This window comes from Galbibacter sp. PAP.153 (assembly GCF_037029175.1).
Classification (GTDB): Bacteria; Bacteroidota; Bacteroidia; order Flavobacteriales; family Flavobacteriaceae; genus Galbibacter; species Galbibacter pacificus.
In genome coordinates, this window is sequence record NZ_JAZEUN010000020.1 from 63,084 (window position 1) to 85,899 (window position 22,816).

The 22,816-nt window shown below is 37.4% G+C and carries 27 protein-coding genes and 1 pseudogene; 17 read left to right on the forward strand and 11 right to left on the reverse strand.

Annotated features, from left to right (window positions below; all coding sequences use genetic code 11):
• Nucleotides 1–51 precede the first annotated feature (51 nt).
• Entirely contained in the window at nucleotides 52–882 is an 831-nt protein-coding gene (locus UXI14_RS13455) for an ABC transporter permease (protein ID WP_335966577.1), read from the reverse strand.
• Nucleotides 882–1,784, reverse strand: coding sequence for an ATP-binding cassette domain-containing protein (locus UXI14_RS13460; protein ID WP_277900801.1), 903 nt, complete (start codon nucleotides 1,782–1,784; stop codon nucleotides 882–884). Before UXI14_RS13460 ends, UXI14_RS13455 begins: the two co-directional genes overlap by 1 nt.
• A 101-nt stretch (nucleotides 1,785–1,885) precedes the next feature.
• Here UXI14_RS13460 and UXI14_RS13465 point away from each other — a divergent pair, with 101 nt between their 5' ends.
• The 3 genes and pseudogenes from UXI14_RS13465 to UXI14_RS13475 form a co-directional block, all read left to right on the forward strand.
• On the forward strand, nucleotides 1,886–2,956 hold the full coding sequence (locus tag UXI14_RS13465; protein ID WP_335966578.1) for a hypothetical protein: 1,071 nt from the start codon (nucleotides 1,886–1,888) through the stop codon (nucleotides 2,954–2,956).
• Nucleotides 2,957–3,248: 292 nt separating this feature from the next.
• Nucleotides 3,249–3,500, forward strand: coding sequence for a type II toxin-antitoxin system ParD family antitoxin (locus UXI14_RS13470; protein ID WP_335966579.1), 252 nt, complete (start codon nucleotides 3,249–3,251; stop codon nucleotides 3,498–3,500).
• Nucleotides 3,493–3,579: pseudogene (locus UXI14_RS13475) on the forward strand (type II toxin-antitoxin system RelE/ParE family toxin); the annotation flags it as partial. The gene UXI14_RS13470 and the pseudogene UXI14_RS13475, both read left to right, overlap by 8 nt.
• Before the next feature lie 259 nt (nucleotides 3,580–3,838).
• Here the strand turns inward: UXI14_RS13475 and UXI14_RS13480 are convergent.
• From UXI14_RS13480 to UXI14_RS13500, 5 genes are all read right to left on the reverse strand, one after another.
• Nucleotides 3,839–4,897: a nucleoid-associated protein gene (locus UXI14_RS13480; RefSeq protein WP_335966580.1), complete on the reverse strand. Its 1,059-nt coding sequence runs from the start codon at nucleotides 4,895–4,897 to the stop codon at nucleotides 3,839–3,841.
• Between the two features lie 165 nt (nucleotides 4,898–5,062).
• Nucleotides 5,063–5,566 (reverse strand): hypothetical protein, encoded by a 504-nt coding sequence (locus UXI14_RS13485; protein WP_277900807.1) that lies wholly within the window; start codon nucleotides 5,564–5,566, stop codon nucleotides 5,063–5,065.
• Between the two features lie 120 nt (nucleotides 5,567–5,686).
• On the reverse strand, nucleotides 5,687–6,712 hold the full coding sequence (locus UXI14_RS13490) for a COX15/CtaA family protein (protein WP_335966581.1): 1,026 nt from the start codon (nucleotides 6,710–6,712) through the stop codon (nucleotides 5,687–5,689).
• A 204-nt stretch (nucleotides 6,713–6,916) separates the two neighbouring features.
• Nucleotides 6,917–8,347, reverse strand: a complete 1,431-nt coding sequence (locus UXI14_RS13495; protein WP_335966582.1) for an HD domain-containing protein — start codon at nucleotides 8,345–8,347, stop codon at nucleotides 6,917–6,919.
• Between the two features lie 118 nt (nucleotides 8,348–8,465).
• Nucleotides 8,466–9,026 (reverse strand): L-threonylcarbamoyladenylate synthase, encoded by a 561-nt coding sequence (locus UXI14_RS13500; RefSeq protein WP_335966583.1) that lies wholly within the window; start codon nucleotides 9,024–9,026, stop codon nucleotides 8,466–8,468.
• A 225-nt stretch (nucleotides 9,027–9,251) separates the two neighbouring features.
• Between UXI14_RS13500 and UXI14_RS13505 the strand changes: the two genes are divergently transcribed.
• Entirely contained in the window at nucleotides 9,252–9,998 is a 747-nt protein-coding gene (locus UXI14_RS13505) for a glycosyltransferase family 2 protein (protein ID WP_335966584.1), read from the forward strand.
• A complete protein-coding gene (locus tag UXI14_RS13510) occupies nucleotides 9,995–10,936 on the forward strand; it encodes an NAD-dependent epimerase/dehydratase family protein (protein WP_335966585.1) in 942 nt (313 codons plus the stop codon). Before UXI14_RS13505 ends, UXI14_RS13510 begins: the two co-directional genes overlap by 4 nt.
• Here UXI14_RS13510 and UXI14_RS13515 read toward each other — a convergent pair.
• On the reverse strand, nucleotides 10,931–11,707 hold the full coding sequence (locus UXI14_RS13515; protein ID WP_335966586.1) for a glycosyltransferase family 2 protein: 777 nt from the start codon (nucleotides 11,705–11,707) through the stop codon (nucleotides 10,931–10,933). The genes UXI14_RS13510 and UXI14_RS13515 overlap by 6 nt on opposite strands.
• A gap of 98 nt (nucleotides 11,708–11,805) precedes the next feature.
• Nucleotides 11,806–12,621 carry a 2,3,4,5-tetrahydropyridine-2,6-dicarboxylate N-succinyltransferase gene (locus UXI14_RS13520; protein WP_335966588.1) on the reverse strand — a complete coding sequence of 272 codons (816 nt, stop codon included), beginning with the start codon at nucleotides 12,619–12,621 and terminating at the stop codon, nucleotides 11,806–11,808.
• A 179-nt stretch (nucleotides 12,622–12,800) separates the two neighbouring features.
• Between UXI14_RS13520 and ruvX the strand changes: the two genes are divergently transcribed.
• From ruvX to UXI14_RS13580, 12 genes are all read left to right on the forward strand, one after another.
• Nucleotides 12,801–13,214 (forward strand): Holliday junction resolvase RuvX, encoded by a 414-nt coding sequence (ruvX, locus tag UXI14_RS13525; RefSeq protein ID WP_335966589.1) that lies wholly within the window; start codon nucleotides 12,801–12,803, stop codon nucleotides 13,212–13,214.
• A gap of 176 nt (nucleotides 13,215–13,390) precedes the next feature.
• Nucleotides 13,391–13,807: a T9SS type A sorting domain-containing protein gene (locus UXI14_RS13530; protein ID WP_335966590.1), complete on the forward strand. Its 417-nt coding sequence runs from the start codon at nucleotides 13,391–13,393 to the stop codon at nucleotides 13,805–13,807.
• A 138-nt stretch (nucleotides 13,808–13,945) separates the two neighbouring features.
• A complete protein-coding gene (gene def, locus UXI14_RS13535; RefSeq protein ID WP_277900817.1) occupies nucleotides 13,946–14,536 on the forward strand; it encodes a peptide deformylase in 591 nt (196 codons plus the stop codon).
• Between the two features lie 58 nt (nucleotides 14,537–14,594).
• Nucleotides 14,595–15,074, forward strand: a complete 480-nt coding sequence (locus UXI14_RS13540) for a DUF5606 domain-containing protein (protein WP_335966591.1) — start codon at nucleotides 14,595–14,597, stop codon at nucleotides 15,072–15,074.
• A gap of 133 nt (nucleotides 15,075–15,207) precedes the next feature.
• Nucleotides 15,208–15,717 (forward strand): hypothetical protein, encoded by a 510-nt coding sequence (locus UXI14_RS13545; RefSeq protein WP_277900819.1) that lies wholly within the window; start codon nucleotides 15,208–15,210, stop codon nucleotides 15,715–15,717.
• Nucleotides 15,705–16,388: an NRDE family protein gene (locus UXI14_RS13550; RefSeq protein WP_335966593.1), complete on the forward strand. Its 684-nt coding sequence runs from the start codon at nucleotides 15,705–15,707 to the stop codon at nucleotides 16,386–16,388. Before UXI14_RS13545 ends, UXI14_RS13550 begins: the two co-directional genes overlap by 13 nt.
• On the forward strand, nucleotides 16,363–16,752 hold the full coding sequence (locus tag UXI14_RS13555; RefSeq protein ID WP_335966594.1) for a DoxX family protein: 390 nt from the start codon (nucleotides 16,363–16,365) through the stop codon (nucleotides 16,750–16,752). The genes UXI14_RS13550 and UXI14_RS13555 overlap by 26 nt, the downstream gene beginning before the upstream one ends.
• Nucleotides 16,749–17,786, forward strand: coding sequence for a D-alanine--D-alanine ligase (locus UXI14_RS13560; RefSeq protein WP_335966595.1), 1,038 nt, complete (start codon nucleotides 16,749–16,751; stop codon nucleotides 17,784–17,786). The genes UXI14_RS13555 and UXI14_RS13560 overlap by 4 nt, the downstream gene beginning before the upstream one ends.
• A 43-nt stretch (nucleotides 17,787–17,829) precedes the next feature.
• Nucleotides 17,830–18,603, forward strand: coding sequence for a nucleoside triphosphate pyrophosphohydrolase (gene mazG, locus UXI14_RS13565; RefSeq protein ID WP_335966596.1), 774 nt, complete (start codon nucleotides 17,830–17,832; stop codon nucleotides 18,601–18,603).
• Between the two features lie 103 nt (nucleotides 18,604–18,706).
• On the forward strand, nucleotides 18,707–20,098 hold the full coding sequence (locus tag UXI14_RS13570) for an MATE family efflux transporter (RefSeq protein WP_335966597.1): 1,392 nt from the start codon (nucleotides 18,707–18,709) through the stop codon (nucleotides 20,096–20,098).
• Between the two features lie 65 nt (nucleotides 20,099–20,163).
• Nucleotides 20,164–20,391, forward strand: coding sequence for a hypothetical protein (locus UXI14_RS13575; protein WP_277900825.1), 228 nt, complete (start codon nucleotides 20,164–20,166; stop codon nucleotides 20,389–20,391).
• 5 nt (nucleotides 20,392–20,396) lie between these two features.
• Nucleotides 20,397–20,966, forward strand: a complete 570-nt coding sequence (locus tag UXI14_RS13580; protein ID WP_335966598.1) for a phosphatase PAP2 family protein — start codon at nucleotides 20,397–20,399, stop codon at nucleotides 20,964–20,966.
• Nucleotides 20,967–21,278: 312 nt separating this feature from the next.
• Here UXI14_RS13580 and UXI14_RS13585 read toward each other — a convergent pair whose 3' ends face one another.
• Together UXI14_RS13585 and UXI14_RS13590 are read right to left on the reverse strand one after the other, a co-directional pair.
• The gene (locus UXI14_RS13585) at nucleotides 21,279–21,842 is read right to left on the reverse strand and encodes a hypothetical protein (protein WP_335966599.1); all 564 of its coding nucleotides are present in this window, start codon (nucleotides 21,840–21,842) and stop codon (nucleotides 21,279–21,281) included.
• A gap of 297 nt (nucleotides 21,843–22,139) precedes the next feature.
• Nucleotides 22,140–22,814, reverse strand: a complete 675-nt coding sequence (locus UXI14_RS13590) for a hypothetical protein (RefSeq protein WP_335966600.1) — start codon at nucleotides 22,812–22,814, stop codon at nucleotides 22,140–22,142.
• Nucleotides 22,815–22,816: the final 2 nt, after the last annotated feature.

Sequence of the window (22,816 nt, forward strand, 5' to 3'; positions counted from 1 at the left end):
GCTTTTGATAGTTGATCGGGCTATCATTTAGTTTAGGTTGTTTTTCGTGGATTATAAATCCCTTTTCTTTAATAAGGCAAAAGATAAGTAAATAAAAATGAATGTCCATACTAAAACAATAAGTATCTCGTACCAATGCACCGAATAGTCTTTGGTAATAGATTCCCCAACTTGACTGGCTACAGATTGTACGGCCCCCAAACGGCTAAATGGCTCTTTTATAAGGTTGCTCATGGCTTCTAGCGGCAAAAACCGAGAAATACCATTTGCTATATTGCTGTCCAGTTGCCAATGTGCAAGCCCGTAAAAAATGCCTTCGAACACTTGCCAGAGTATTAAAAAGCCCAGGGCAAAAGCCGATCTTTTTACAAACATGCCCAAGAACAAACAAAATGAAAAGAAGCCCAGGAGCTTTACAAAAAAGGCCAAAAAGTATTCAAGGTCAGAAAATATAATGCTGAGTTCGGTATAATCAGAATAAATCATCCCTAAAATCAAAGAGACCACAAAAATAAAAATGGTAGAAATAATAGAAAAAACCACCACGGTAAGAAATTTAGAAAGAATGAATTCTTTTTTGCTAAGCCCGTCTATTAAATTTTGCTTTATGGTTTTGTTGCTGTACTCGTTGGACATCATGGAAACAATAACAATGGCCAGGAAAAGCTTAAAAAAAGCGGCAATGTACGTATTGAAGTGCCATATGTACGGAAAATTAAAAATTCCTTGGTCGGCCAATTGAAAATGTACGTCGCCTATATCAAATTTTATGGTTGCAAATAGGGCGATAAAAGTGAGCAAAATAAAGTATGCAATGGTCAAGACCCTGCTGGCCCTGTTGTTCCAGAGTTTTATAAATTCTATTTGGAGTAATCGTTTCATTAGTTAGCTTGGTTTTTGGTAATTGTCAGGAATTGTTCTTCAAGGCTTTCTTTTCTTTTAACCAGATGCGAGAGCACAATGCCTTTTTCAAACATAAATTTATTAAATGTTGTAGCGTCCATGGGTTCGTTTAAAAAAGCGGTAATCAATCCATTTTCAATTTTTAGCGATCCAAAAGCGGGGTTTTTTTCCAAAACGGCCATTAATTCCTTTTCGTTATCTGCTTTTAGTTCAAAAAAGCCGTGACTGGCAATCATTTCGTCCACCCTGCCCGAATAGAGCATATGTCCTTTTCTTAAAATAATAACATGAGAGCATACCTTTTCAACTTCATCAAGTAGGTGAGAGGCCAAAAGAATGGTCGTGCCCATGGAGGCAATTTTTTTTATGATTTCCCTGATTTGGTGTATTCCCTGCGGGTCCAACCCGTTGGTGGGCTCGTCCAGAATTAAAATCTCGGGGTCGTTTAAAAGTGCAGAGGCAATGGCCAGGCGTTGTTTCATCCCGAGGGAATAAGTTTTAAACTTGCTGTCTTTTCGGTCCAACAGCCCAACGAGCTCCAGTTTTTCATGGATTTTATCGTTTGGCACTTCTTTTATTTTACAAACCAGTTTCAGGTTTTGTTCTGCGGTCATGTACGGGTAAAAGTTCGGGCGTTCTATTATGGCCCCTACTTTTTTTAATGCCTGGTGTGTCGAGGTATTCCCGTCAAACCAGAAAAAATCCCCGGCAGACTTGTTAACAACATTGAGCACAATGCCCAAGGTGGTCGATTTTCCACTTCCGTTAGGCCCTAAAATACCATATACGTTTCCCTTTTTTATGTTAAAGGAAACATCGTTTACGGCGGTTAAAAGGTCGAATTTCTTGGTGAGGTTATTTACTGTAAGAATATTTTCCAAAATTTTCTTTTTTCGAGTTGATTCTATTAACTTGACGAATTCTATGTTGATTTGTTACAATAATATAGATTAAATTTGATTAATTAATAAGAAAACACGAGATGAGCGAAAAATTAATGTCGAAAAAGAAGCCCAGCTATCCAGTAAACGAACGGTTGCTTACCTATCTGGAGCGCTACAACCGGACCACAAAGATACCAATATCTTATGACGACCTGCTTCGGTTTTCCGGCTCTGTTGTGGTGTATGATGAAGATGATAACGATACGCTTTGGATACGTGTTTATTATTCTGAATTTGAACGTCCAGAGATCGATTACCATTTAAAACAGGTATATACGCTTATTTTTTCTGATGGAAACGAAGACATCTTTCAGTACCTTAACATAGATGCCATTGATTATTGCACCTTTGGCAACTCGCAGCCTTTTCGCATAAAGGTTAGAAATATCCTTAACGACAACTATACCTATATTTATGTAAAAAAAGCCGATGCCTCTCGGGTATACGGGCTCGAACTGGAACATATCCTGTCGCCCAACCGAATTAACTTTGCCGTTTACCACGATACCTTGATCGAAGAACATATTTCTGGGATCCCGGGCGATGAATTTATAAAAAATGCACTGCCCGAATGTACCGACATACAAAAAAGTCAGATTGCAAAAGAATTTGTAAAGTTTAACGAACGCTGCATGATAAGGCTTTTGGGAGATATGCGCTCTTACAATTACGTAATTATACCCGTGCACGATTTTGACAATGTAATTTTTAAAATACGCGCAATAGATTTCGACCAGCAGTGCTACGAAGGGAACTTTAAGGTATACAAACCACAATTTTTTAAAGAAAATTACCAGATGGTAAAAATGGTAGAAGAACGCTTAAAACCCGCTTCCATAGAACAATATAAAAAAGAAGAACGCTCTTTGTTGGCAAAGCGGATCTTGACATCCAAGAAAAGGTTAAAAGCATTGTTGCGCTGTATGGTAAACGACCATATTACCACCAAAGAAAACCTGGAAGAACTAAAACAGGAGCTGTATAATTATACATTGGACCTGAAATTTAAGCGCTGCCGCTCCATGGGCCAAGTGGTAAGGGTGGCACTGGAATTTGTAAGAAGAAATTACGAAGATGTAAGCATGAAACGGCTGCTGCACGATTCCTAACAAACATCTGGCGGGGTAGTTTACTCATTAAGTGGTGTTTAAGATGCTCCGATGCATATCCAGACCTATTTTTCACCTAACCAGATAGGTTGTTGGACGTATCGGTTGGGGTTCCGGACGTATCTAATGAGGTTTTGAGTATAATTTATATGCTACTTTTATATTCTCAGGATAAAAAACAAAAAAAAGGCACATTATTCCATTTATTAAGGGGATAAAAATGTATTTTTAGGACATGACGTAATTTGTTAAACTTACCATATTTTGGTATTTTTGAGTAAATATTTGAATTATGAGCAAGAACACATCAATATCACTCGGAACTTATTTTGACCAATTTGTGCAGACACAAGTTTCTGCCGGTCGGTATAAAAATGTAAGTGAAGTAATTCGTGCCGGACTTCGCCTTTTAGAAGATGAAGAAAGTAAGTCCACTGCTTTGCGAAATGCAATTCAAGAGGGAATTGATAGCGGAATAGCACACGATTTTAACCCAGATAAACACCTTCAACAATTAAAAGCTAGGCGAAAAAATAATGGTTAAATATAAATTGACTAATAAAGCCGTTGAAGATTTAACTGGAATTTGGGAGTATACCGTTGAAAAATGGTCTGAAGAGCAATTCGGGCAGGGCTCTGGTTTATACTATAAGTTTTAACCCTTTTTATATAACATAGGTTTTACATAAGAAAAGTCAACACTTCTATTACGTTTGCTTTATTCCCACAAGGTTTTTTGGAAACCTTGTAGGAATTTTAGAGCTGAAATGAATGCCTGCAAGGTCAGGAAAAAGATTTGCAGGAGTTTGTTGAATTCAATTCCTTATAATCAGTGTTTACCGTATGTTGCTATATCTTCTCTTAATTAAATAGGTGCTTATGCTAGCTTTTTTGTTCTTTGTTAAAATAAACCAGATAATAATACATTTGCTTCTCTTCGTCCCAGCCTTTTTCTACAAATTTCTCGGCAGATTCCGGGTTGATGAAGTCCATTTTTATTTGAATATTGGTATCTAGGTTGATTACGTTTTTAATTTTTTTGCGGGCATCCGAAACGGCTTTGTTGGCAATGGGGAAAGAAGATACATCTTCGATACTGTATTTTGGTCCTTTTTCGGTTTTATAATGCTTAAACTCGGGAATAAGCTCTGGGTTGTCCATAACTTCATTCAAGAAATTGGTTTCTTCAAAAGCATCGTTTTTGGCAAAATGATTCACAGCACGGTTCATGAACATAACTTCTTCTTTTTTGTCTTCCGCAGGCAAGACCACATCTTTGGCAAAGTCTTGGCAAAATTTTAAATATTTTTTGGTGAAAAAAGTTTCATCGGTAAGGGCATCTACGCTTAAAAAATTTTCCAGCCAATATTTGGTATCGTAGCGGTTGCTGTCGATCGATAAAATTTTAAATCCTTCTTCTTTATTGGCATTAATAATTAAGCATCCCTTATCGAGCTTGTTGATGTTGATTCCCTGACGGATTAAGATTTCCAGATTGGTGCCTTTTTCTTCAAATTCAAGGAAATCGTGTTTTAATTCTGATTTAAAAACCCCAATGGCATTGTACTTTTCATTATCAAGAACCACATCTGAGAGGTACGCAACATATACTTCGCCGCTTTTTATGTGCGGGTGGTTGGACTGGTCGTACAAATGTGTGGCAATGCTTTTGGATTGTTTATGGATGCTTGGCGGGTCTGTAAATACTTCGGAAGCGATGGAATATAGTTCGTTATAATCAAGGTCGACTTCGTGGTCGAAACGGTAATAATTTTCTTCTTTGTCCCGAAAAGGCTTAAAAAAGTATTCTTTGAGCAACCCGGTTATTTCATCGTTTAGGCGGTAAGGTTCTTCTGAAAAAAATGTGCCTTCGCTCTTGCTTTTGTTTCCTATTCTGTGAATGGACAGGCTTTCTATTTGTGTGGGATATAAATTAATCATGCTTTTTGTTATCTGGTTATGCTGTTAGGATTGTTAAATCAATGGTTTATCCGTCGGGTTTTATGTGCGTAACGGTACGGTAACCTTTAATGGGTTTGTAATCTTTAAATAAACCAAAAGTGTTTCTTGAACCGTGCGAACCTTGCTTTTAATGTTGTGCTTGGGTTAGTTCCAATGCTCGTCAAAATCAAGGTCGTCGTAATTATCAAGGTCAAAACCATTGTCGTCACCTTCAGAGAGGTCTTCGGCTTCAAACTTTTTTACGGGCGGTGCGTCGGGCAGCTGCCCGTGCACATACAAAAGGTTTGGGTAAGTGGCGCCATCTTCTTTTTCGGCAATATCGGCCAATTCCACAAAGAATGTCCACATGCTAAAAAAGTCGTATACATAAATTAGGTTCCTGTTGTTTTCATCCAGGAGGTCTTCCATATAAGTTTCGGCCATGAGTTTTACATCGGTTCCGGTCTCGCTCATGTCAAAAAGGGCAATTTCTTCACCTTGGTTCCATTCTTCGTCGCTTACATAGAAAGAAGCCATTTCGGTACCGTCAAAACCAAAGGCCTGCGATATGGCATTATGGAAATCTTCCAGCGTATTGTTGCCTTCTATTTCAATGTCCCTAAATACATCTTCTTCGGCATCTAAGATTATTCTGAATTTATAAATCATGGTTTTTCATTTTTCAGCAGGTTGCAAGTTACAAAGTTTTTGGCTTAATTTCATTTGGCAACTTGTATTCTAAAAAGATATTTTTCAACAGTGGACGTTAAATGCAAACAGCACAAATATTTAGGTTATTAGCTTTTTGGGCTTGCTTTCCATAAGTAAATAAAACTGTAGGCCAAATAGTATGGAGGCAATAACCAAATGTAGCGGTTGGCTGCCAAAAGGAAAATTAAAATAATACATGGAAATTCCCGTAGCGATTTCTAAAACAATAAGGAAGAATACCCAGTTTATTTTTGAAAACCCCGGTTTTAAATTTCGGTTTTTTATGAAGAGGAAGGCATTGGTGATAAAAATTAAAATTGATAGCGAACGGTGTATGTAAAAGTCGGTTTCCGGTGACGAAAGCCATAGGCTTTTATTGGTAATACCATGATCTTTTACTTGTTCGTCGATGAACTGCCTTACCTGTGTGCCCAAAACTACCTGTACAAGTGTAAGTAACAAGGCAAGCAATAGTACATTTTTAAAAAGCTTATGGCCCCCGAAATTATGATATTCTTTTTTTGTTTGATAAATAATAATAAGGATCATGGCCACAATAAGCAATGCCATTACCATATGGAGCGTAATCCTTACCGGGGCAAGCACAGAGTATACAACGGTAGCGCCCAGCCATGCCTGAAACCCCATGCCAAAAACGGTAAGCCACGAAAGTACGGGGATCCATTTGTTTTTTTTCCAAAACGAAAAAGAAGCAAAGGCCATAACAAGTGTGGCAAACCCGGCAAGGGCACCAAACAAACGGTTGATGTATTCTACCCAGGTATGCAGTGGATTGAAAATAGCGTAATCGTGTTTGGTATAGGGCTCCCAGTGGGCTTTATTATAATTTTCTCCGGTGGTAAAATTTTCCTTGGCTACCTGAAGCGTTTGGTCAACAATAATAACCTGACCTTTTTTAAAGGAACGTCCAGCCTGCCATGTTAATTGAGAAACATTGGTAGGAGGAACATAATAACCAAAACATTTAGGCCAATCTGGACAGCCCATGCCGCTTCCGGTCATTCGTACAACGGCCCCGGCGATAATAACCAGATATACCAGTACCAAGGTTATTTTTGCTATTTTTCTAAAGTTTTTCTTCACTTTTTTATTGTTCGAAGGTTCAAAGTTGCAAAGGTTCAAAGGTTTCAAGGTTTCAAGTTTCTGGTTTTTAGTTCATTGTTATGCTGTTACGTAGCTGTGCTGTCGTCAGCGGATGGACTAATCCCTTTTCCCTAATTACTATTCAAGGTTCAAAGTTCTATAAGTTCAACAATTAACCATTATCAATTAACCATTAACTAATCCCTATTTCTCAACTGGCGTCAATCCAAGTTTTTTTCCTCTTTCAATCATAAAAGCATAAGCGGCATCATGTTCATTAGGGATTTCACCTTCCAAAATGGCCTCTTTTATGGCTTCTTTAATAATTCCAATTTCCTTGGAAGGCTTTAAATTAAATGTTTCCATAATTTCTGCCCCATCCACGGGCGGTTGAAAATTGCGTACATGGTCGCGTTCTTCTACTTCGGCAATTTTTTGACGCACAATTTTAAAGTTGTTATTGTATTTCTTGAAGCGCCTTGGGTTTTTTGTGGTAATGTCTGCTTCGCATAAAGTCATTAAATCCTCAACATGGTCACCGGCATCAAAAATAAGTCGTCTTACGGCAGAATCGGTTACGATGTCCTGTGCCAATACAATGGGGCGGGAGCTCATGAGTACCATTTTCTGGACAAATTTCATCTTGTCGTTTAATGGCATATGCAGTCTTTTAAAGAGTTTGTATACCATTTTGGAGCCCACAAATTCGTGTCCGTGAAATGTCCAGCCAATTTTTTTATCAAAACGTTTTGTGGGAGCCTTCCCAATGTCGTGCAATAAAGCAGCCCAGCGCAACCAAAGGTTATCTGTGTTTTTAGAAATATTATCAACAACTTCCAGGGTATGCCAAAAATTATCTTTGTGCCGTTGCCCTTCTTTTTCTTCAATGCCCTGAAGGTTGGTAAGTTCTGGCATTATCATGTTAAGCAGGCCGGTCTCAAAAAGGAGTTTAAAGCCCGTTGAAGGGACTTCGCTGAGCAATATTTTATGCAATTCGTCTACAATGCGTTCGTTGGAAATAATGTTTATCCGTTTTTTGTTCCTTTTGATAGCCTGTAGCGATTTTTTTTCAATTTTAAAATTAAGCTGAGAAGCAAACCTTATGGCGCGCATCATGCGTAAAGGGTCGTCGGAATAGGTAATATCGGCATCTAAAGGAGTGCGGATAATTTCTTTGTGAAGATCGGATATTCCATCAAAAGGGTCGAGCAGGTTTCCGTAATCTTCTTTGTTTAAAGAAATGGCAAGTGCATTTATGGTAAAATCCCTTCGGTTTTGGTCGTCTTCCAATGTTCCGTTTTCCACCACGGGCTTCCGGCTGTCAAAATGGTAACTTTCTTTGCGGGCCCCCACAAACTCGATTTCAAGGTCATCGTGTTTTAGCATTGCGGTGCCAAAATTTTTAAACACGGTTACCTTGGTTTTTTTGGGGAGCAATTCGGACACCTTTTGCGCTAGGTCAATACCATTGCCCAATGCAACTATGTCGATATCTTTTGGGCTTTCCCTGTTTAAAAAATAATCGCGTACAAAACCACCAATTACATAGCTTTTTACATGAATTGCTTCTGAAGCTTTTGCAATTAGTTTGAATATAGGGTGTTGTATGGCGTTATTATGTTTGTTATTTTCCAATTTAGTATTCGGTGTTCGGTATTTTTTCAGTTATGATGCCAAATTTTTCAGGATGGGCACCCTAATAAATGATTAAATGTCCAATTTCTTTATTTTTCAATAAATTCAAGATACGAGACTACTTGCGAATAACCTTAACCGTAGCATCATTACCAATTTTAATAATAGACGATGGCTGGCCATTCTTTTTTTCGCGGTGCAAATTTACCACATAGTCTACACCTTTTAAAATTTCATTGCTTATTTCTGAAAAGGATTTTGGGGTTGGGAGTCCACTTATGTTGGCTGAGGTGGAAACCAATGGCCTTTTAAACTGGCGGATTAGTTTTTGGCAAAATTCATCAGAAGCAATCCGGATGGCCAAAGTATCGTCGTTGGCGATAAGGTTTTTTGCTATGTTTAACGGTCTGTCGTAAATAATAGTGGTGGGTTTGGTGGCCAGGTCAATAATATCATAGGCGGCATCGGGAATTTCATATACATACTTTTGAAGCATCCTAAGGTCGGATACCAAACATATTAAAGCCTTGCTGTCGTCCCTTTGCTTAAGTTGATATATTTTTTTTATGGCTTCTTCATTGGTGGCATCGCAACCAATGCCCCAAACGGTATCGGTTGGGTAGAGTATGAGTTTGCCCTGGTTGAGGATATCAAGCGTTTTTTTTATTTCTTCGTGCATTAAGTATTTTTTTTGATAAGCTATTGCAATGTTGGTGAAATCGTTTTTTTAACGATATAACTTAAAATTACTTTAAACTTTTTAGTCTTCCGGTAAATATTTGTCTTTTCTGGACATTTTTCTTCAATGAGGAAGTCTTGGTTAATACCATTATACGGAAAATTGAATAGCTGCAAAAGTATATTAATAATGATGATTTTAGTATTTTTATCGAAAATTTAATAAATGGAAATTAGCGGATTGGTTATTACTTTTAATGAAGAAAAGTGGATAGGCGGTTGTGTGGAAGATATGTTTAGGGTTTGCGACGAGGTTATCGTGATAGATTCGTATAGCTCCGACAGGACGGTGGAAATAGCCGAAGAAATGGGCGCCAAAGTGATTCAGCAAAAATTTTTGGGCGATGGTCCGCAACGTATCCATGGATTGCAATTTTGTAAGAATAATTGGATCTTGAATTTAGATGCAGACGAAAGGTTGGAAGAAGATTCTTATTTATTTATAAAATCGGGGAAATTTTTTGACGGACCATACGATGGTTACCGTTTTAGAAGAAATACCTATTTTAGGGACGAGCTCATTAATTTTTCCGGCTGGTACCCCGATTATGCCTGTCGGTTTTTTGACAAAAGAACTGCACGGCCGGGAACAACCATTGTGCACCAAGACGTAACGGGTAAAAATGTTTTGAAGTCCAAAATGCACCTGCGCCATTATAGCTGGACCGGTTTTCATCAAATTATATCAAAAAAGAATCAATATACCGATTGGCAGGTTGAGGAATATGTAAAAAACGGGAAAAAGACTTCTTTCTTGGCTCCTTTTGTGCATGGTTGGACCTCTTTTTTTAAATGTTATATCTTCAAAAAAGGAATATTCCACGGTTTGGACGGTTTTACCTTTGCCCTTATACAGGCTTTTTTTTCGTATATGAAATATGCCAAATTAATAAAAGAAAATAAAAAGAAATGAAAATTTTAGTTACCGGAGCAGCCGGGTTTATAGGTTCACATACAGCAGAATTTTTTGCTGCAGAAGGGCACGAGGTATATGGAGTAGATAATTTTTCAACTTATTACAGCCCTAAGTTAAAAGAACTTAATAAAAACGATATCGAAGCGGCGGGAGTACATTTGGTTAAAGCAGATTTAACTGAAGATTTACAAAAGAAATTGCCCGATGCTTTTGATTATATCTTTCATTTTGCCGCCCAGCCGGGCATTTCGGCAACTACTTCTCTAGATGAATATGTGGGGAACAATATTTTCGCAACACAAAACCTGTTGGACTGGACAAAAGTAGCTTGCCCAAGCCTAAAATTGTTTGTAAATATTGCCACTTCTTCTATTTATGGAAAAGAGGCCACATTGCCAGAAACGGCCTTGCCAAAACCTATTTCCTTTTACGGGTCGACAAAACTGGCAGCAGAACAGCTGGTTCTTGGTGAACAACGTACAGGAAAAATAAACGCATGTTCTTTAAGGTTGTATTCTGTATACGGGCCAAGGGAACGTCCGGAAAAACTGTACACCAAACTAATAAAATCTATATACGACCAAACCGAATTCCCTTTATTTGAAGGAAGTGAAAAGCATTCCAGAAGCTTTACCTATGTTGGGGATATCGTTAAGGGAATGGCAGCAGTTATCGGGAAAGAACAAAAGATTAACGGTGAAATTATAAACATAGGTTCCGATGTTGAATATACAACCCAACAGGGGATAGAACTTATAGAAAAAATAATCGGACTCAAAGCCAAATTGAAGATAACCCCTCCAAGGCCGGGAGATCAATTGCGCACTACTGCGCTAATTGATAAAGCACGAAAATTACTTGATTACAATCCGGAGACAGCTTTTGAAGAAGGCCTAAAAAAACAGGTGGATTGGTACCGGGAAAAGTTTTTATGATCGTTTCTGAGAGCTGTTCTGCAATCTTCTTTGCTCTTTAAAGCGTTCGTAAACGCCTAAAGCATTCAGGTAGCAAATTATTACGCCCTTTTTGCCATCTAAAATTCCCAAACGGATAATGTAATGGTTAAAGAATTTCCAGGCCGGACGGAGGTATTGTAGCAGGAATGTCCATTTTTTCCCTTTTAAAAATGCTTCCTTTGCCTTAAGTTGTCCATATTTTATCATTTTTCCCTTATAGTCGTGATAGTCTTTATAAGAAAAATGAAGCAGTTTGTGTTTTAACTTACCTTCGGTACCATTTACTTTTAAGGTTTCGTGTACAATGCGTTCGTTGGTAAATTCACACTTACTTTTTTTAAACAGCCGATAAACTTTATCGGTTTGCCAGCCGCTAAAATAGAGCCTTTTGTTTTTGAACATAAAAGTCCGGTAATTCCAGTAGGCATCACATGTTTTTGGGCTGTTTATAGTTTCGACAATTTCCTTTTGAAGCTTTGGCGTAACACGTTCATCGGCATCAAAAAAATAAATCCAATCATTATTGGCCAAGCTCAGCGCATACGATTTTTGCTTGGTAAAATTTTCAAAGGGATGTTGAACGGACGTTACCTTTTCGTGTTGCCGAAGGTATTCCCATGTGCCGTCCGTACTAAAAGAATCTACAACTATAATTTCATCGGCAAACAAAACACTCTCTACACAATCTTTTATGTAGTTAATTTCATTATAAGTAATAATAACCGCCGATAATTTTGCTGTTGTGCCCAATGCTATATTTTCGGCAAAGATATTATCTTGCTTGATAATAAAAAAATCCGGGAAATTGATATCAAACCCCGGATTTTATATATTTTATTGAGCTGTATTTAAACTGCCACATCGTATTCGCGGAGAGCATCGTTCAAAGAAGTCTTTTTATTGGTACTTTCTTTACGCTTGCCTATTATTAATGCGCACGGAACGTTGTAGTTGCCCGCTGCAAATTTTTTGGTATAGCTTCCGGGAATAACAACAGAACGGGCAGGCACATAACCTTTCATCTCCACGGGCTTATCGCCGGTAACGTCAATAATTTTTGTTGAGGCGGTCAATACCACGTTTGCCCCCAAAACGGCTTCTTTTTCAACGCGAACGCCTTCAACCACAATACAGCGTGAGCCTATAAATGCATTGTCTTCAATAATAACCGGGGCGGCCTGTAAAGGTTCTAGAACGCCACCAATGCCCACACCTCCGCTAAGGTGTACATTTTTGCCAATTTGGGCGCAGCTTCCCACTGTGGCCCATGTGTCTACCATGGTTCCTTCGTCTACATAAGCGCCAATATTTACATAGCTGGGCATTAAAATGGTACCGGCAGAAATATAGGCACCGTGTCTTGCAACGGCATGCGGGACAACGCGTATTCCCTTTTCGGCATAATTTCTCTTTAACGGAATTTTATCGTGAAACTCTAATGGGCCGGCTTCAATGGTCTCCATTTTTTGAATGGGAAAATATAAAACTACTGCTTTTTTTACCCATTCGTTTACCTGCCAGCCGTTTTCGGTGGGTTCGGCAACTCGTAAAGTTCCTTGGTCCAGTAATTCAACTACTTTTCTTATGGTGTTTACAGTTTCCTGCTCTTTTAATAATTGCCTGTTTTCCCAGGCCTTTTCTATTATAGCTTGAATCTCTTTCATTATAAATGGTATATTTTGTTACAAATATATAGCGGATGGTTGTATTTTCATGATACTTTTTACAAGTATAACATTTTGTTGTTATTTATAAGGAATTTAAAACGACGCCCAACTATTGTATCGAGCGGCTACTGAAAAATTATTGGAATAAAGCCTTACTTTTGTTGAAAAATAAAAAAATGGGACGTATTCTGGCTATTGATTTTGGAGGGAAAAGAACGGGAATTGCCGTTACCGATGAATTACAGATAATTGCATCGGGGCTAACGACCGTACCAACTGCCGAAGTGCTTTCTTTTTTAAAGGAATATACTTCAAAAGAAACGGTAGATGCTATAGTGGTTGGCCAGCCAAAGCGGTTGAACAACGAATTTTCTGATATTGAAGCCGAAATCCGTTTATTCATACATAAACTAAAAGAAGAAATCCCTAAAATGGAAATCGAACGCATCGATGAAAGGTTTACCTCAAAAATGGCTTTTCAGAGCATGATAGATGGCGGGGTCAAGAAAAAAAACAGAAGAAAAAAAGAGCTGCTGGACGAAGTGAGTGCCACCCTTATTTTACAGTCGTACTTACATAGTAAAAAGTAATAAAAATAAGTTGAAGAAAAATCAATAAAAATGCTAAAAGGTTAATTTTTAACTAAAAAAACCATAAATTGATAGAGAATACAGGCTTGGTGTTTAAATTTTTTTACCTTTGTATATAAACAAATTGGCAAAATGTTTGGAACAACTTTTGCATTTTAAAACATAAAGTGAATGAAATGAGAATTACCCTAATCTTATGCTTTTTTATCCAGCTTGTTTTTCCGGCAACGGTAAACAACAAGGAAATGATTGTGCCCCACACAAAATCATTAACCATGACCCATTTCATTGATTCCGATTCATCTCCTTGGACATTGGAAAAAATGTTATCGCTTTACAGCTTCGATGATATTGACGATTCTCTGAAAATATACCCAAATCCCGTTAATAGAAGGGATATGTTAAACGTGTCTATGAACGATACAGGTAAAAAACGCTTAACTTTTTACGATATTACCGGAAAAATGGTAAAAGTAGTAGAAACCGAGCGCAAAACTTTTTCGTTTGGCATCTCCGATTTAGGAAGCGGTGTATATATATTAAACATAGCAACAGCCAACTTTCAAACCGCAAAAAAAGTTATTGTAAAATAAGGTGCCCGAATATTTTTTCCGGTCGCACTTTATGAATAAAAATACTTAAAAACAATCTATTATCTTCATCTTTATAGTGCTTCGCATAGTATTATTGGATTTAGTTTGTATTTTTGCATCCTTAATTTAATAGATATTATGATTTTACCAATTGTAGCATACGGAGATCCGGTACTTCGAAAGGTGGCAATAGAGATTCCCAAAGATTATCCTAATTTGACCGAACTTATCGACAATATGTTCGAGACAATGTACAATGCATATGGTGTAGGCTTGGCGGCACCGCAAGTAGGCTTGTCGTTGCGCCTTTTTGTAATAGATGCCTCTGCATTTGCAGACGACGAAGACCTGGCTGATGAGGAAAGGGAAACGCTAAAACAATTTAAAAAGGTATTTATTAACCCAACAATTATTGAAGAAACAGGAGAAGAATGGGCCTTTAACGAGGGCTGTTTGAGCATACCGGATATTCGCGAGGATATTACCAGGAACCCAAAAATTAAAATTGAATATTACGACGCCGACTTTAACAAACACACAGAAGAATACAAAGGGTTGGCGGCCCGTGTAATCCAGCACGAATACGACCATATTGAAGGAATATTGTTTACAGACAAGCTTTCAAGTTTAAAAAAGAGGCTTTTAAAGGGAAAACTTTCCAATATTTCCAAAGGAAAAATACGAATTGATTATAAAATGCGTTTTCCAGATGCTAAAAAAGCACGTTAAACGTTTTGATAATATATACAAAGCACAGATATTTGCTTTCTCAAAAAAATAATAACTTATGGGCTTAGATAAAATATTAGCCATTACGGGAAGACCCGGACTTTATGAGCTAAAAGCGCAAACCCGTTCGGGAATTGTGGCAGAATCTTTAATCGATAGAAAAAAAATTAGTGTTGGTTTGAGAAGCAACATAAGCTTGCTGTCAGAAATTGCCATTTACACGCTTACCGAAGAAGTGCCCTTAAAAGAGGTCTTTAATAAAATAAAGCAGAAGGAAAACGGCAAAAAAACCAAAATAAGCCATAAAGAAGAAAAAATAAAGTTGGAAGAATACTTCTTTGAAATTTTACCCGATTACGATGAAGATAAAGTATATGCCAGCGATATTAAAAAAGTAATACAATGGTACAACTTACTCCTCGATTACGGCATTACCGATTTTGGAGATGAAGAAAAAAGCAAAAAAGAAGCCCCGGCCAAAGCAAAAACTGCAACCAAAGCAAAAGCTTCGGCAGAAGAAAAGACCTCTAAGGAATAGCAAGGATAAAAGATTATCTACAAAGTTTTGTTAATAAAAAGAAAGCCCGCTATTTTTAGCGGGCTTTCTTTTTGGTAAATTTACTTGTAAGGAAACAATTGTAATAGCTACATAATAGAGAAAGCAAGTAATAATGATTCAACAAACTACCAATCAAACCCTGCAACAATTAAAGGAAATCATCCTGCTTTTTAACGCTCAACAATATGCAAAACCCCTTCAAGTCTTGAACGGCTCATCGATAGGGATGCACGTAAGGCATATTTTGGAATTTTACCAATGCTTGATGCTGTCCATAGAAATTGGGGAAGTAAATTACGACACAAGAAACCGCGACTTAAAATTAGAAACACAACCAAAACATGCTACTGTGTTAATTGAAGAAATTATGGCATTTATAAAATCTGTAAAAAAGGATGTAAACTTGCTTTTAAAGGGTAGCTATTGCAATGAGGACGCTTCAAGGCAAATAGAAGTTTCCACAAATTTAAACCGGGAGTTAGTTTATAACATAGAGCATATGGTACACCATTTGGCCATTATTAAAATTGGCTTGAAAGAACTGGACCCAACAATAGTTCTAAATCAACAATTCGGGGTGGCCGCTTCTACCATAAGAAATAAAAACATATGTGCACAGTAAGTTACATACCTACGGAAAAAGGCTTTTATTTAACTTCAAACCGGGACGAGGACCCGCTACGAAAAACTACGTCGCCGCAACATGTTTATATGGAGGATAAATTAAAATTATTGGCCCCCATTGATACTGAAAAGGGCGGGAGTTGGATTGCTACCGACAACAAATCGAAGGTTGCCTGCATTTTAAACGGTGCTTTTGAAAAACACCAACGTAAACTTCCTTACCGAAAAAGCAGGGGGCATTTTGTTTTTGAAGCCTTTGAATCCCCTTCATTTTTAAACTTTATGCAAAATGTAGAACTCCAGAACATAGAGCCCTTCACCTTGATTTTAATAGACGAACATTTGCAGGTGCTTGTTTGGGACGGAACAAAAAAACACATGCATTTTCTAAGTAAGGAAATTCCTCATCTATGGTCATCGGCAACTTTATACAATGAAGAAGCTCATCAGAAAAAACTGGAAGTATTTCAAACTTTTTTGGCAACCGGGAATATAACTTCAGAAACGATATTGAAACTTCACGGTATTCATGCAAACAACTCTTTTGTGCTCAACATGCCGCAGGTAAAAACGGTAAGTACCACACAAGTAGAGGCCTTAAATAATAGTATTGGGCTAACATACTATAAAAAAGCAAAAATAGATGAGAAACAAAAAATATTACGTTGAAAGAGCAGCGGCAATTATTGCAGCGGTAATCCTTATCCAAACTTTGTACTTTAAATTTACTGCACATCCGGACAGCGTAAAACTGTTTACGGAATTGGGCGCAGAACCTGTGGGAAGAATTGGCTTGGGGTGTTTGGAGTTAATAACCGGAATTTTGTTGCTTTATAGAAAAACATCCCACATAGGTGCTATCATCGGTGTGGGGATGATGATTGGCGCAATTGTATCGCATGTAGCCATAATAGGCATAAATTTTAACAGCGATGGAGGTACCTTGTTTACCTTGGCTTGTGTAACCCTTGTTTGCTGTATTGTGGTATTATTGACCAAAGATGTAAAACTCCCTATTTTGGGTAAACGATGAAATTGAAGCAGCTGTATATAAAACTAACTTCGTGGGAATATTGGCCCATGTGGGTTTTGTATGTACCTGTTTTTTTGCAGCATTATTGGTTGTCCGTCAAAGCAAAAAGCCTGTTTTATTTTTTAAAGGTAAATCCTGCGATTGGCGAAGGTTTTATTTTAAGCGATACAAAATACACAACCCTGCAACTGGTCCCGGAGGTCTACAGGCCAAAGACCGTATTAATTGCCAAAGGGAGTACCTTAAAGGCATTAAAGGCAACATTGCAAGACAATAACCTCCATTTTCCAATAATTGTTAAGCCAAATATAGGTTTTCGCGGACTTTTGGTGCATTTGTGCAAAAATGAAGAAGATTTAAAGGGCATACACTTTAACAAAGCCGATTATATTGTTCAGGAATATATAGCATACCCTGTGGAAGTGGGTATTTTTTATTATCGGTTTCCCAATAAAATTTCGGGGCAAATTCCTTCAATTACCTTAAAGGAATTTTTAACCGTTACCGGGAACGGAACCCATACCCTTGAGGAATTGATAAAAGAGAAACCGCGTGCTTTGCTTCAGTATAAAAAATTAGAAAAAAAATTTAAGCACAAATGGCATTATGTTGTTCCGGAAGGAAAAACCATTAAACTTGAAACCATAGGAAATCATAACCGGGGCACAAAGTTTATCAATGGAAATGCTATTTTGGACAACCAATTGTTAAAGGTTTTCGATGATCTAAACGGGCAAATGCCAGGTTTTTTTTACGGTAGGTTTGATATTAAGGCCAAATCAATAAACGATTTAAAACACGGCAAGAATTTTAAAATACTGGAAGTAAATGGCATCGGGGCAGAACCAACCCATATTTACGACCCATCGTATAAACTTTTTAATGCTTGGAAGGAAATGCTTCATTTATGGAAGGTTGCTTATCAAATAGCAATGCTGAATAAAGAAAAAGGAGAGAAATTCCCTGTTTTTTCCGAAGCGAAAAAGCGTTATTTACAATACAAAAACTATAAAAAAATTGCATTTACCCATTGAGCTCTTTTAAACTTTTTTAAATTGGCTAAAAATTCCCTTTTTTATGAATTCTAGAGAATCGCAGTTAAAAGCAATCGACCGTTTGTTGACCATTATGGACGAACTTCGTGAAAAGTGTCCGTGGGATAAAAAGCAAACCTTGGAATCTTTACGGCATTTAACCATTGAAGAAACTTACGAATTGGGCGATGCCATTCTGGATAATGACCTAGAAGAAGTTAGAAAAGAATTGGGAGATTTATTGTTGCATATAGTTTTTTATGCCAAAATAGGGAGCGAGACCAATCATTTCGATATAGCCGATGTGGCCAATGGCATATGTGATAAATTAATTAACCGGCACCCGCATATTTATGGAGATGTAAAAGTATCCAACGAAGAAGAAGTAAAACAAAATTGGGAGAACTTAAAATTGAAAGAAGGGAAAAAAAGTGTTCTGGAAGGCGTTCCCAAAAGTTTGCCGGCATTGGTCAAGGCGAGCAGGATTCAAGATAAAGTGGCCGGAGTTGGTTTTGATTGGGAAGAACCCCGGCAGGTTTTTGAGAAATTACAGGAAGAGCTCGGCGAATTACAAGAGGAAATCAACAAGGCCGAACATGATAAAATTGAAGCCGAATTTGGAGATGTTATGTTTTCAATGATTAACTACGCACGCTTTTTAAAGGTAAACCCCGAAGATGCACTGGAGCGCACCAACAAAAAATTCATTAAACGTTTTCAATATTTGGAGAAAAAATCCAAGGAATTGGGAAAATCGTTAAAAGAAATGACCCTTGCCGAAATGAACGTGTTCTGGGAAGAAGCAAAGAAAATCTAACACAGGTTTTCCAACACCTCCAGTTTAATTTAAAATTCAAAACCTGTTCTTCATTAGGACATCAAAAGGGTAAAATGTATCTTTGCGCCCTCAAAACAGTTCCATGATCTTAGAACGATATACGAGAGAATTTAATTATAATTTACGTTTGGCCTTTCCCGTTATTTTAGGGATGCTCGGACATACTTTTGTGGCTTTTGCCGATAACGTAATGGTTGGACAATTGGGTACAGCCGAACTGGCCGCAGTTTCATTGGGGAACAGCTTTATATTTATTGCCATGTCTTTGGGAATAGGCTTTTCTACGGCAATTACACCTTTGGTTGCCGAAGCCGATGGAGCCGGAAACATAGAGCAGGGGCGCTCGGCACTTAAACACGGACTCTTTTTATCTACCCTTATTGGCCTTGTGCTATTTGTGATCTTGCTTTTTGCAAAACCATTAATGTATTTAATGGATCAACCGCGCGAAGTTGTAGAGTTGGCATTACCTTATTTAGATTTGGTAGCATTTTCGTTGGTACCACTTATTATGTTTCAGGCTTTAAAGCAATTTTCAGATGGCCTCTCGCAAACAAAATATCCCATGTATGCCACTGTTGTGGCAAATATTGTAAATATTGTACTTAACTACTTATTTATCTTCGGAAAATTTGGCTTTCCACAATTGGGCATTATCGGTGCAGCCATTGGCACATTGGTGTCACGCTTTATGATGGTTGTTTTTCTTTGGTGGCTATTTACCACAAATAGTAAGATCAAGAAGTATGTAACACACTTTAAATGGAAGGTTATCGAGGGCAAAATGATAAAAAAAGTCATAAACCTGGGCTTGCCATCGGCCTTACAAATGTTTTTTGAGGTTGCTATTTTCACATCGGCTGTTTGGTTAAGCGGTGTCTTGGGAAAAAACCCACAAGCTGCCAACCAAATAGCGCTTAACTTATCGAGCATGACATATATGGTTGGTGTTGGCCTTAGCGTTGCGGCCATGGTGCGTGTTGGAAACCAAAAAGGATTAAAAAACTTTAGGGAACTCCGTAGGATAGCCATTTCTGTGTTCTTTCTTACATTTATCCTGGAAGTTATCTTTGCGCTTTTCTTTATATTTTTCCGTAATTGGTTGCCCACCATATATTTGGACCAAAACGATATGATAAATCTTGCCGATAACACCGAAGTTATTTTATTAGCTTCGCAATTATTATTGATTGCGGCCTTTTTTCAAATTTCCGATGGGCTTCAGGTTACTTTCCTGGGTGCTTTACGAGGATTACAGGACGTAGTTATACCAACTATAATTACTTTTGTGGCCTATTGGATTATCGGTTTCCCCATCTCTTATTACTTTGGATTGAAAACTTCCTTGGGAAATATGGGTATTTGGATAGGTTTGTTGTCCGGACTTACAATAGCAGCTATATTTTTGTATTTTAGATTCAATTACCTAACAAGAAAACTTATTCATGCTAAAGAAAGCATACAGGAAGAATAAAATGGTAAGAAAATAAAGCGATAGGGACATACAGCCCCGTAAATAACTAATAACGTATACAATAAATGGAACTACCAAAATTTTTATTAGGCGATAATACCGATTATCCAGATGCTATTTTTATCATCCATACCGATTACCCGCGCTTTGTTATCAACCTTGAAAACGATGAGGTTGAATGGCTGGAAGATTTTTCTGCTGAAGATGAAAAAGAATTGGCCACAGAAGCCGAAAACCTCATTCAAGCAGCCAACGATTTCTACGACCGGGAAATAAGTAGATATGAAGAATAATAAATATGATTGATAAACTGGTAGCATACGACCAAAAACTGTTTTTGTATTTAAACGGGCTTGGCAATACCGAATGGGATGCTTTTTGGATGTTCATGACAAACAAATGGTCGTCCATTCCATTATATGCCTTGTTGTTAATACTTGTTCTCTATGTTTTTAAATGGAAAAAAACAATATTGATACTCGTTCTTGTGGCATTGATGATTACCGCTACCGATCAGCTTGCAAATCTCTTTAAATATGGATTTGAACGCTTGCGCCCTTGCCATGAGGAGTTAATTGCACAGCAAATGCGCTTGGTCAAAGCTTATTGCGGTGGCCAATTTGGCTATTTTTCTGCCCATGCCTCCAATGCTTTTGTTGTAGTTACGTTTTTTTCGGTCTTATTAAAAAAATATTATAAATGGTTGCCTTTTTTATTGGTAATTTGGGGTATTACCGTTGCCTATAGCCGTATTTACATAGGGGTACATTATCCTTTGGATATAATTACCGGAATTTCCATCGGGATGCTTCTGGGCTGGCTGTTTACCAAACTGTACCATATAATGGTTGATAAGTTTATGAGTTAAGAGTTTAGTGTTATGCTGTTATGTTGTTACGATGCTATGCTGTTATGTTGCATGTCGTTGTTCGTTGATAGTTACTCTTTATTCTCATTATTAGACCTATTAACAATTTCCCTAGTCCCTTTTCAAAGTAGTAGTCACTTCGACGAAGGAGAAGTCGCATAATATCTATAAGTTAATGAGTTAATGAATAAATGAGAAAAGGGTTTTTGTTTCAGAGGTTCAAAGATGCAAAGTTACAAAGGTTCAAAGGTTGGTTATAGTTATTAGAGGCGTACAACCCTCAACCCTCAACTCTAAACTCTCAACTAACAATTAACTCTTCACGGTTTTATGCAGCGACTCTAATAATTGCGGGCGGTCTTTTAATTCTAATCTTGCAATAATATAGAAATGGTTCATCCAATGACTTAGCTTGTCCATAATTTCATTTCTATTTTTAGTACTATCTTCTTTTAATCCTTTTATTTTATAGTAACTTTCGTAGCTTTTCTTTAATTTTTCCAGCGTGGCCATAGACTTTTCTATTTCGTCTTTGTATAAATTAAACTGATCTAGTTTTTTTTGATATCCGTTGTCTTTGGCGATTGTTTGATAAAAAACCGATACGTTCTGCAGCCAAGATGCAAATTGCTTGGGCGGATTTTTGTCGATCCTGAGGATTTTTAGTGCTGGTTTATTGGTGTCCATGGCAACTTTGGTTATGGCACGGTGCCTGTTGTAGGTTAAATTGACCTGCTGTTTCACCTTTTTATAGGCCAATGAGGCTATTCTTAGGTTTTTCTCAAAATCTGTTACAATATTGCATCTTTCTTTTACCTCCTTTAATAATATTTTCCCCTCGTCTAGCTTGGCTTCATTGTATCCGGAATTTTCCATGGATAATTTTATGGCATTTACCAGTTCGGCATGTAGCCTTACACGACAGAGTATGATTTATAATTATTAATTCTTAATAGTTCTCTATCTTCATAATATGATGATATACAGAAAAAGAAGACCATTATTAATATAATTCCCAATTTTCCATACAATGATTCCCTTATTAGACTGATAAAATTCTTCAATAACTTATTTGTTTTATACGAAAGCCTTGTTAAATATCATCTTAATCAATTAAAAAATAAAATGATTTTTGTAATCAACAAGAAGTCAATTAAATTCAGATAATAACAATTAAGATATTATTTCTTTTTTAAAAAGATATCCGTTAAGGGGGTAAAGAAAAATCAAAAAGAAAATCAAACCAAAGGCTAGTTCGTAAACTTCCCACTTTCTATCGGCAGGAATAAGGGCAACTACAACGGTAGCAGCTATAAAGGCAATGGTTTGGTGCCATTTTACAACCGGGACGGCAAATTTATCGGCTAAATTTTTAACCCAGCCCATTTTACGGTACATAAGTGGTACGGCAAGCAGGTAAACAACCATGCCGATCATGAGCAACTGGCTAAAAATGATTTTATTTATTTTGGTATCGCCCACTACAAGGTTGTGCAGGTTGGTTTCCTTTTGTGCATTGTGCTGCAAAAAGTATTCGCCGGATTCTATCCCGAAAATACGTTGCCCCCAGGATATCTCTTCGCCGGCACCAAAGAAAAAGACAATGGCAAAAAGCAAAACGCCCAGCTTCCAGGTAATAGATTTGCCTTTACTTATGGTAAACAATCGCACTAGGCACAGCAAACTTATACAAAGCAGCATAAATGCAGTGCCGTTTTCTACGGTATGGTCTTCGGCGGCATATGTATTGTTAAAATAATCAGGATTGGTAAATCCTAGGTACAAACTGTAAATCAATATAATTCCCAAAAGGGCATATCCTAACTTTTCGGTTTTGTTAAATGCCATAT

Excerpts from the sequence above, each read along its gene's own strand:
- def (WP_277900817.1), top strand. The coding sequence starts at position 13,946 with ATGATTTTACCAATTGTAGCATACGGAGATCCGGTACTTCGAAAGGTG.
- UXI14_RS13580 (WP_335966598.1), top strand. The coding sequence starts at position 20,397 with ATGATTGATAAACTGGTAGCATACGACCAAAAACTGTTTTTGTATTTA.
- UXI14_RS13485 (WP_277900807.1), bottom strand. The coding sequence starts at position 5,566 with ATGATTTATAAATTCAGAATAATCTTAGATGCCGAAGAAGATGTATTT.
- UXI14_RS13500 (WP_335966583.1), bottom strand. The coding sequence starts at position 9,026 with ATGCACGAAGAAATAAAAAAAACGCTTGATATCCTCAACCAGGGCAAA.
- UXI14_RS13555 (WP_335966594.1), top strand. The coding sequence starts at position 16,363 with ATGAGAAACAAAAAATATTACGTTGAAAGAGCAGCGGCAATTATTGCA.
- UXI14_RS13545 (WP_277900819.1), top strand. The coding sequence starts at position 15,208 with ATGATTCAACAAACTACCAATCAAACCCTGCAACAATTAAAGGAAATC.
- UXI14_RS13520 (WP_335966588.1), bottom strand. The coding sequence starts at position 12,621 with ATGAAAGAGATTCAAGCTATAATAGAAAAGGCCTGGGAAAACAGGCAA.
- UXI14_RS13570 (WP_335966597.1), top strand. The coding sequence starts at position 18,707 with ATGATCTTAGAACGATATACGAGAGAATTTAATTATAATTTACGTTTG.
- UXI14_RS13550 (WP_335966593.1), top strand. The coding sequence starts at position 15,705 with ATGTGCACAGTAAGTTACATACCTACGGAAAAAGGCTTTTATTTAACT.
- UXI14_RS13585 (WP_335966599.1), bottom strand. The coding sequence starts at position 21,842 with ATGGAAAATTCCGGATACAATGAAGCCAAGCTAGACGAGGGGAAAATA.
- mazG (WP_335966596.1), top strand. The coding sequence starts at position 17,830 with ATGAATTCTAGAGAATCGCAGTTAAAAGCAATCGACCGTTTGTTGACC.
- UXI14_RS13455 (WP_335966577.1), bottom strand. The coding sequence starts at position 882 with ATGAAACGATTACTCCAAATAGAATTTATAAAACTCTGGAACAACAGG.
- UXI14_RS13590 (WP_335966600.1), bottom strand. The coding sequence starts at position 22,814 with ATGGCATTTAACAAAACCGAAAAGTTAGGATATGCCCTTTTGGGAATT.
- UXI14_RS13530 (WP_335966590.1), top strand. The coding sequence starts at position 13,391 with ATGAGAATTACCCTAATCTTATGCTTTTTTATCCAGCTTGTTTTTCCG.
- UXI14_RS13470 (WP_335966579.1), top strand. The coding sequence starts at position 3,249 with ATGAGCAAGAACACATCAATATCACTCGGAACTTATTTTGACCAATTT.
- UXI14_RS13540 (WP_335966591.1), top strand. The coding sequence starts at position 14,595 with ATGGGCTTAGATAAAATATTAGCCATTACGGGAAGACCCGGACTTTAT.
- UXI14_RS13505 (WP_335966584.1), top strand. The coding sequence starts at position 9,252 with ATGGAAATTAGCGGATTGGTTATTACTTTTAATGAAGAAAAGTGGATA.
- UXI14_RS13465 (WP_335966578.1), top strand. The coding sequence starts at position 1,886 with ATGAGCGAAAAATTAATGTCGAAAAAGAAGCCCAGCTATCCAGTAAAC.
- ruvX (WP_335966589.1), top strand. The coding sequence starts at position 12,801 with ATGGGACGTATTCTGGCTATTGATTTTGGAGGGAAAAGAACGGGAATT.
- UXI14_RS13560 (WP_335966595.1), top strand. The coding sequence starts at position 16,749 with ATGAAATTGAAGCAGCTGTATATAAAACTAACTTCGTGGGAATATTGG.
- UXI14_RS13510 (WP_335966585.1), top strand. The coding sequence starts at position 9,995 with ATGAAAATTTTAGTTACCGGAGCAGCCGGGTTTATAGGTTCACATACA.
- UXI14_RS13575 (WP_277900825.1), top strand. The coding sequence starts at position 20,164 with ATGGAACTACCAAAATTTTTATTAGGCGATAATACCGATTATCCAGAT.
- UXI14_RS13480 (WP_335966580.1), bottom strand. The coding sequence starts at position 4,897 with ATGATTAATTTATATCCCACACAAATAGAAAGCCTGTCCATTCACAGA.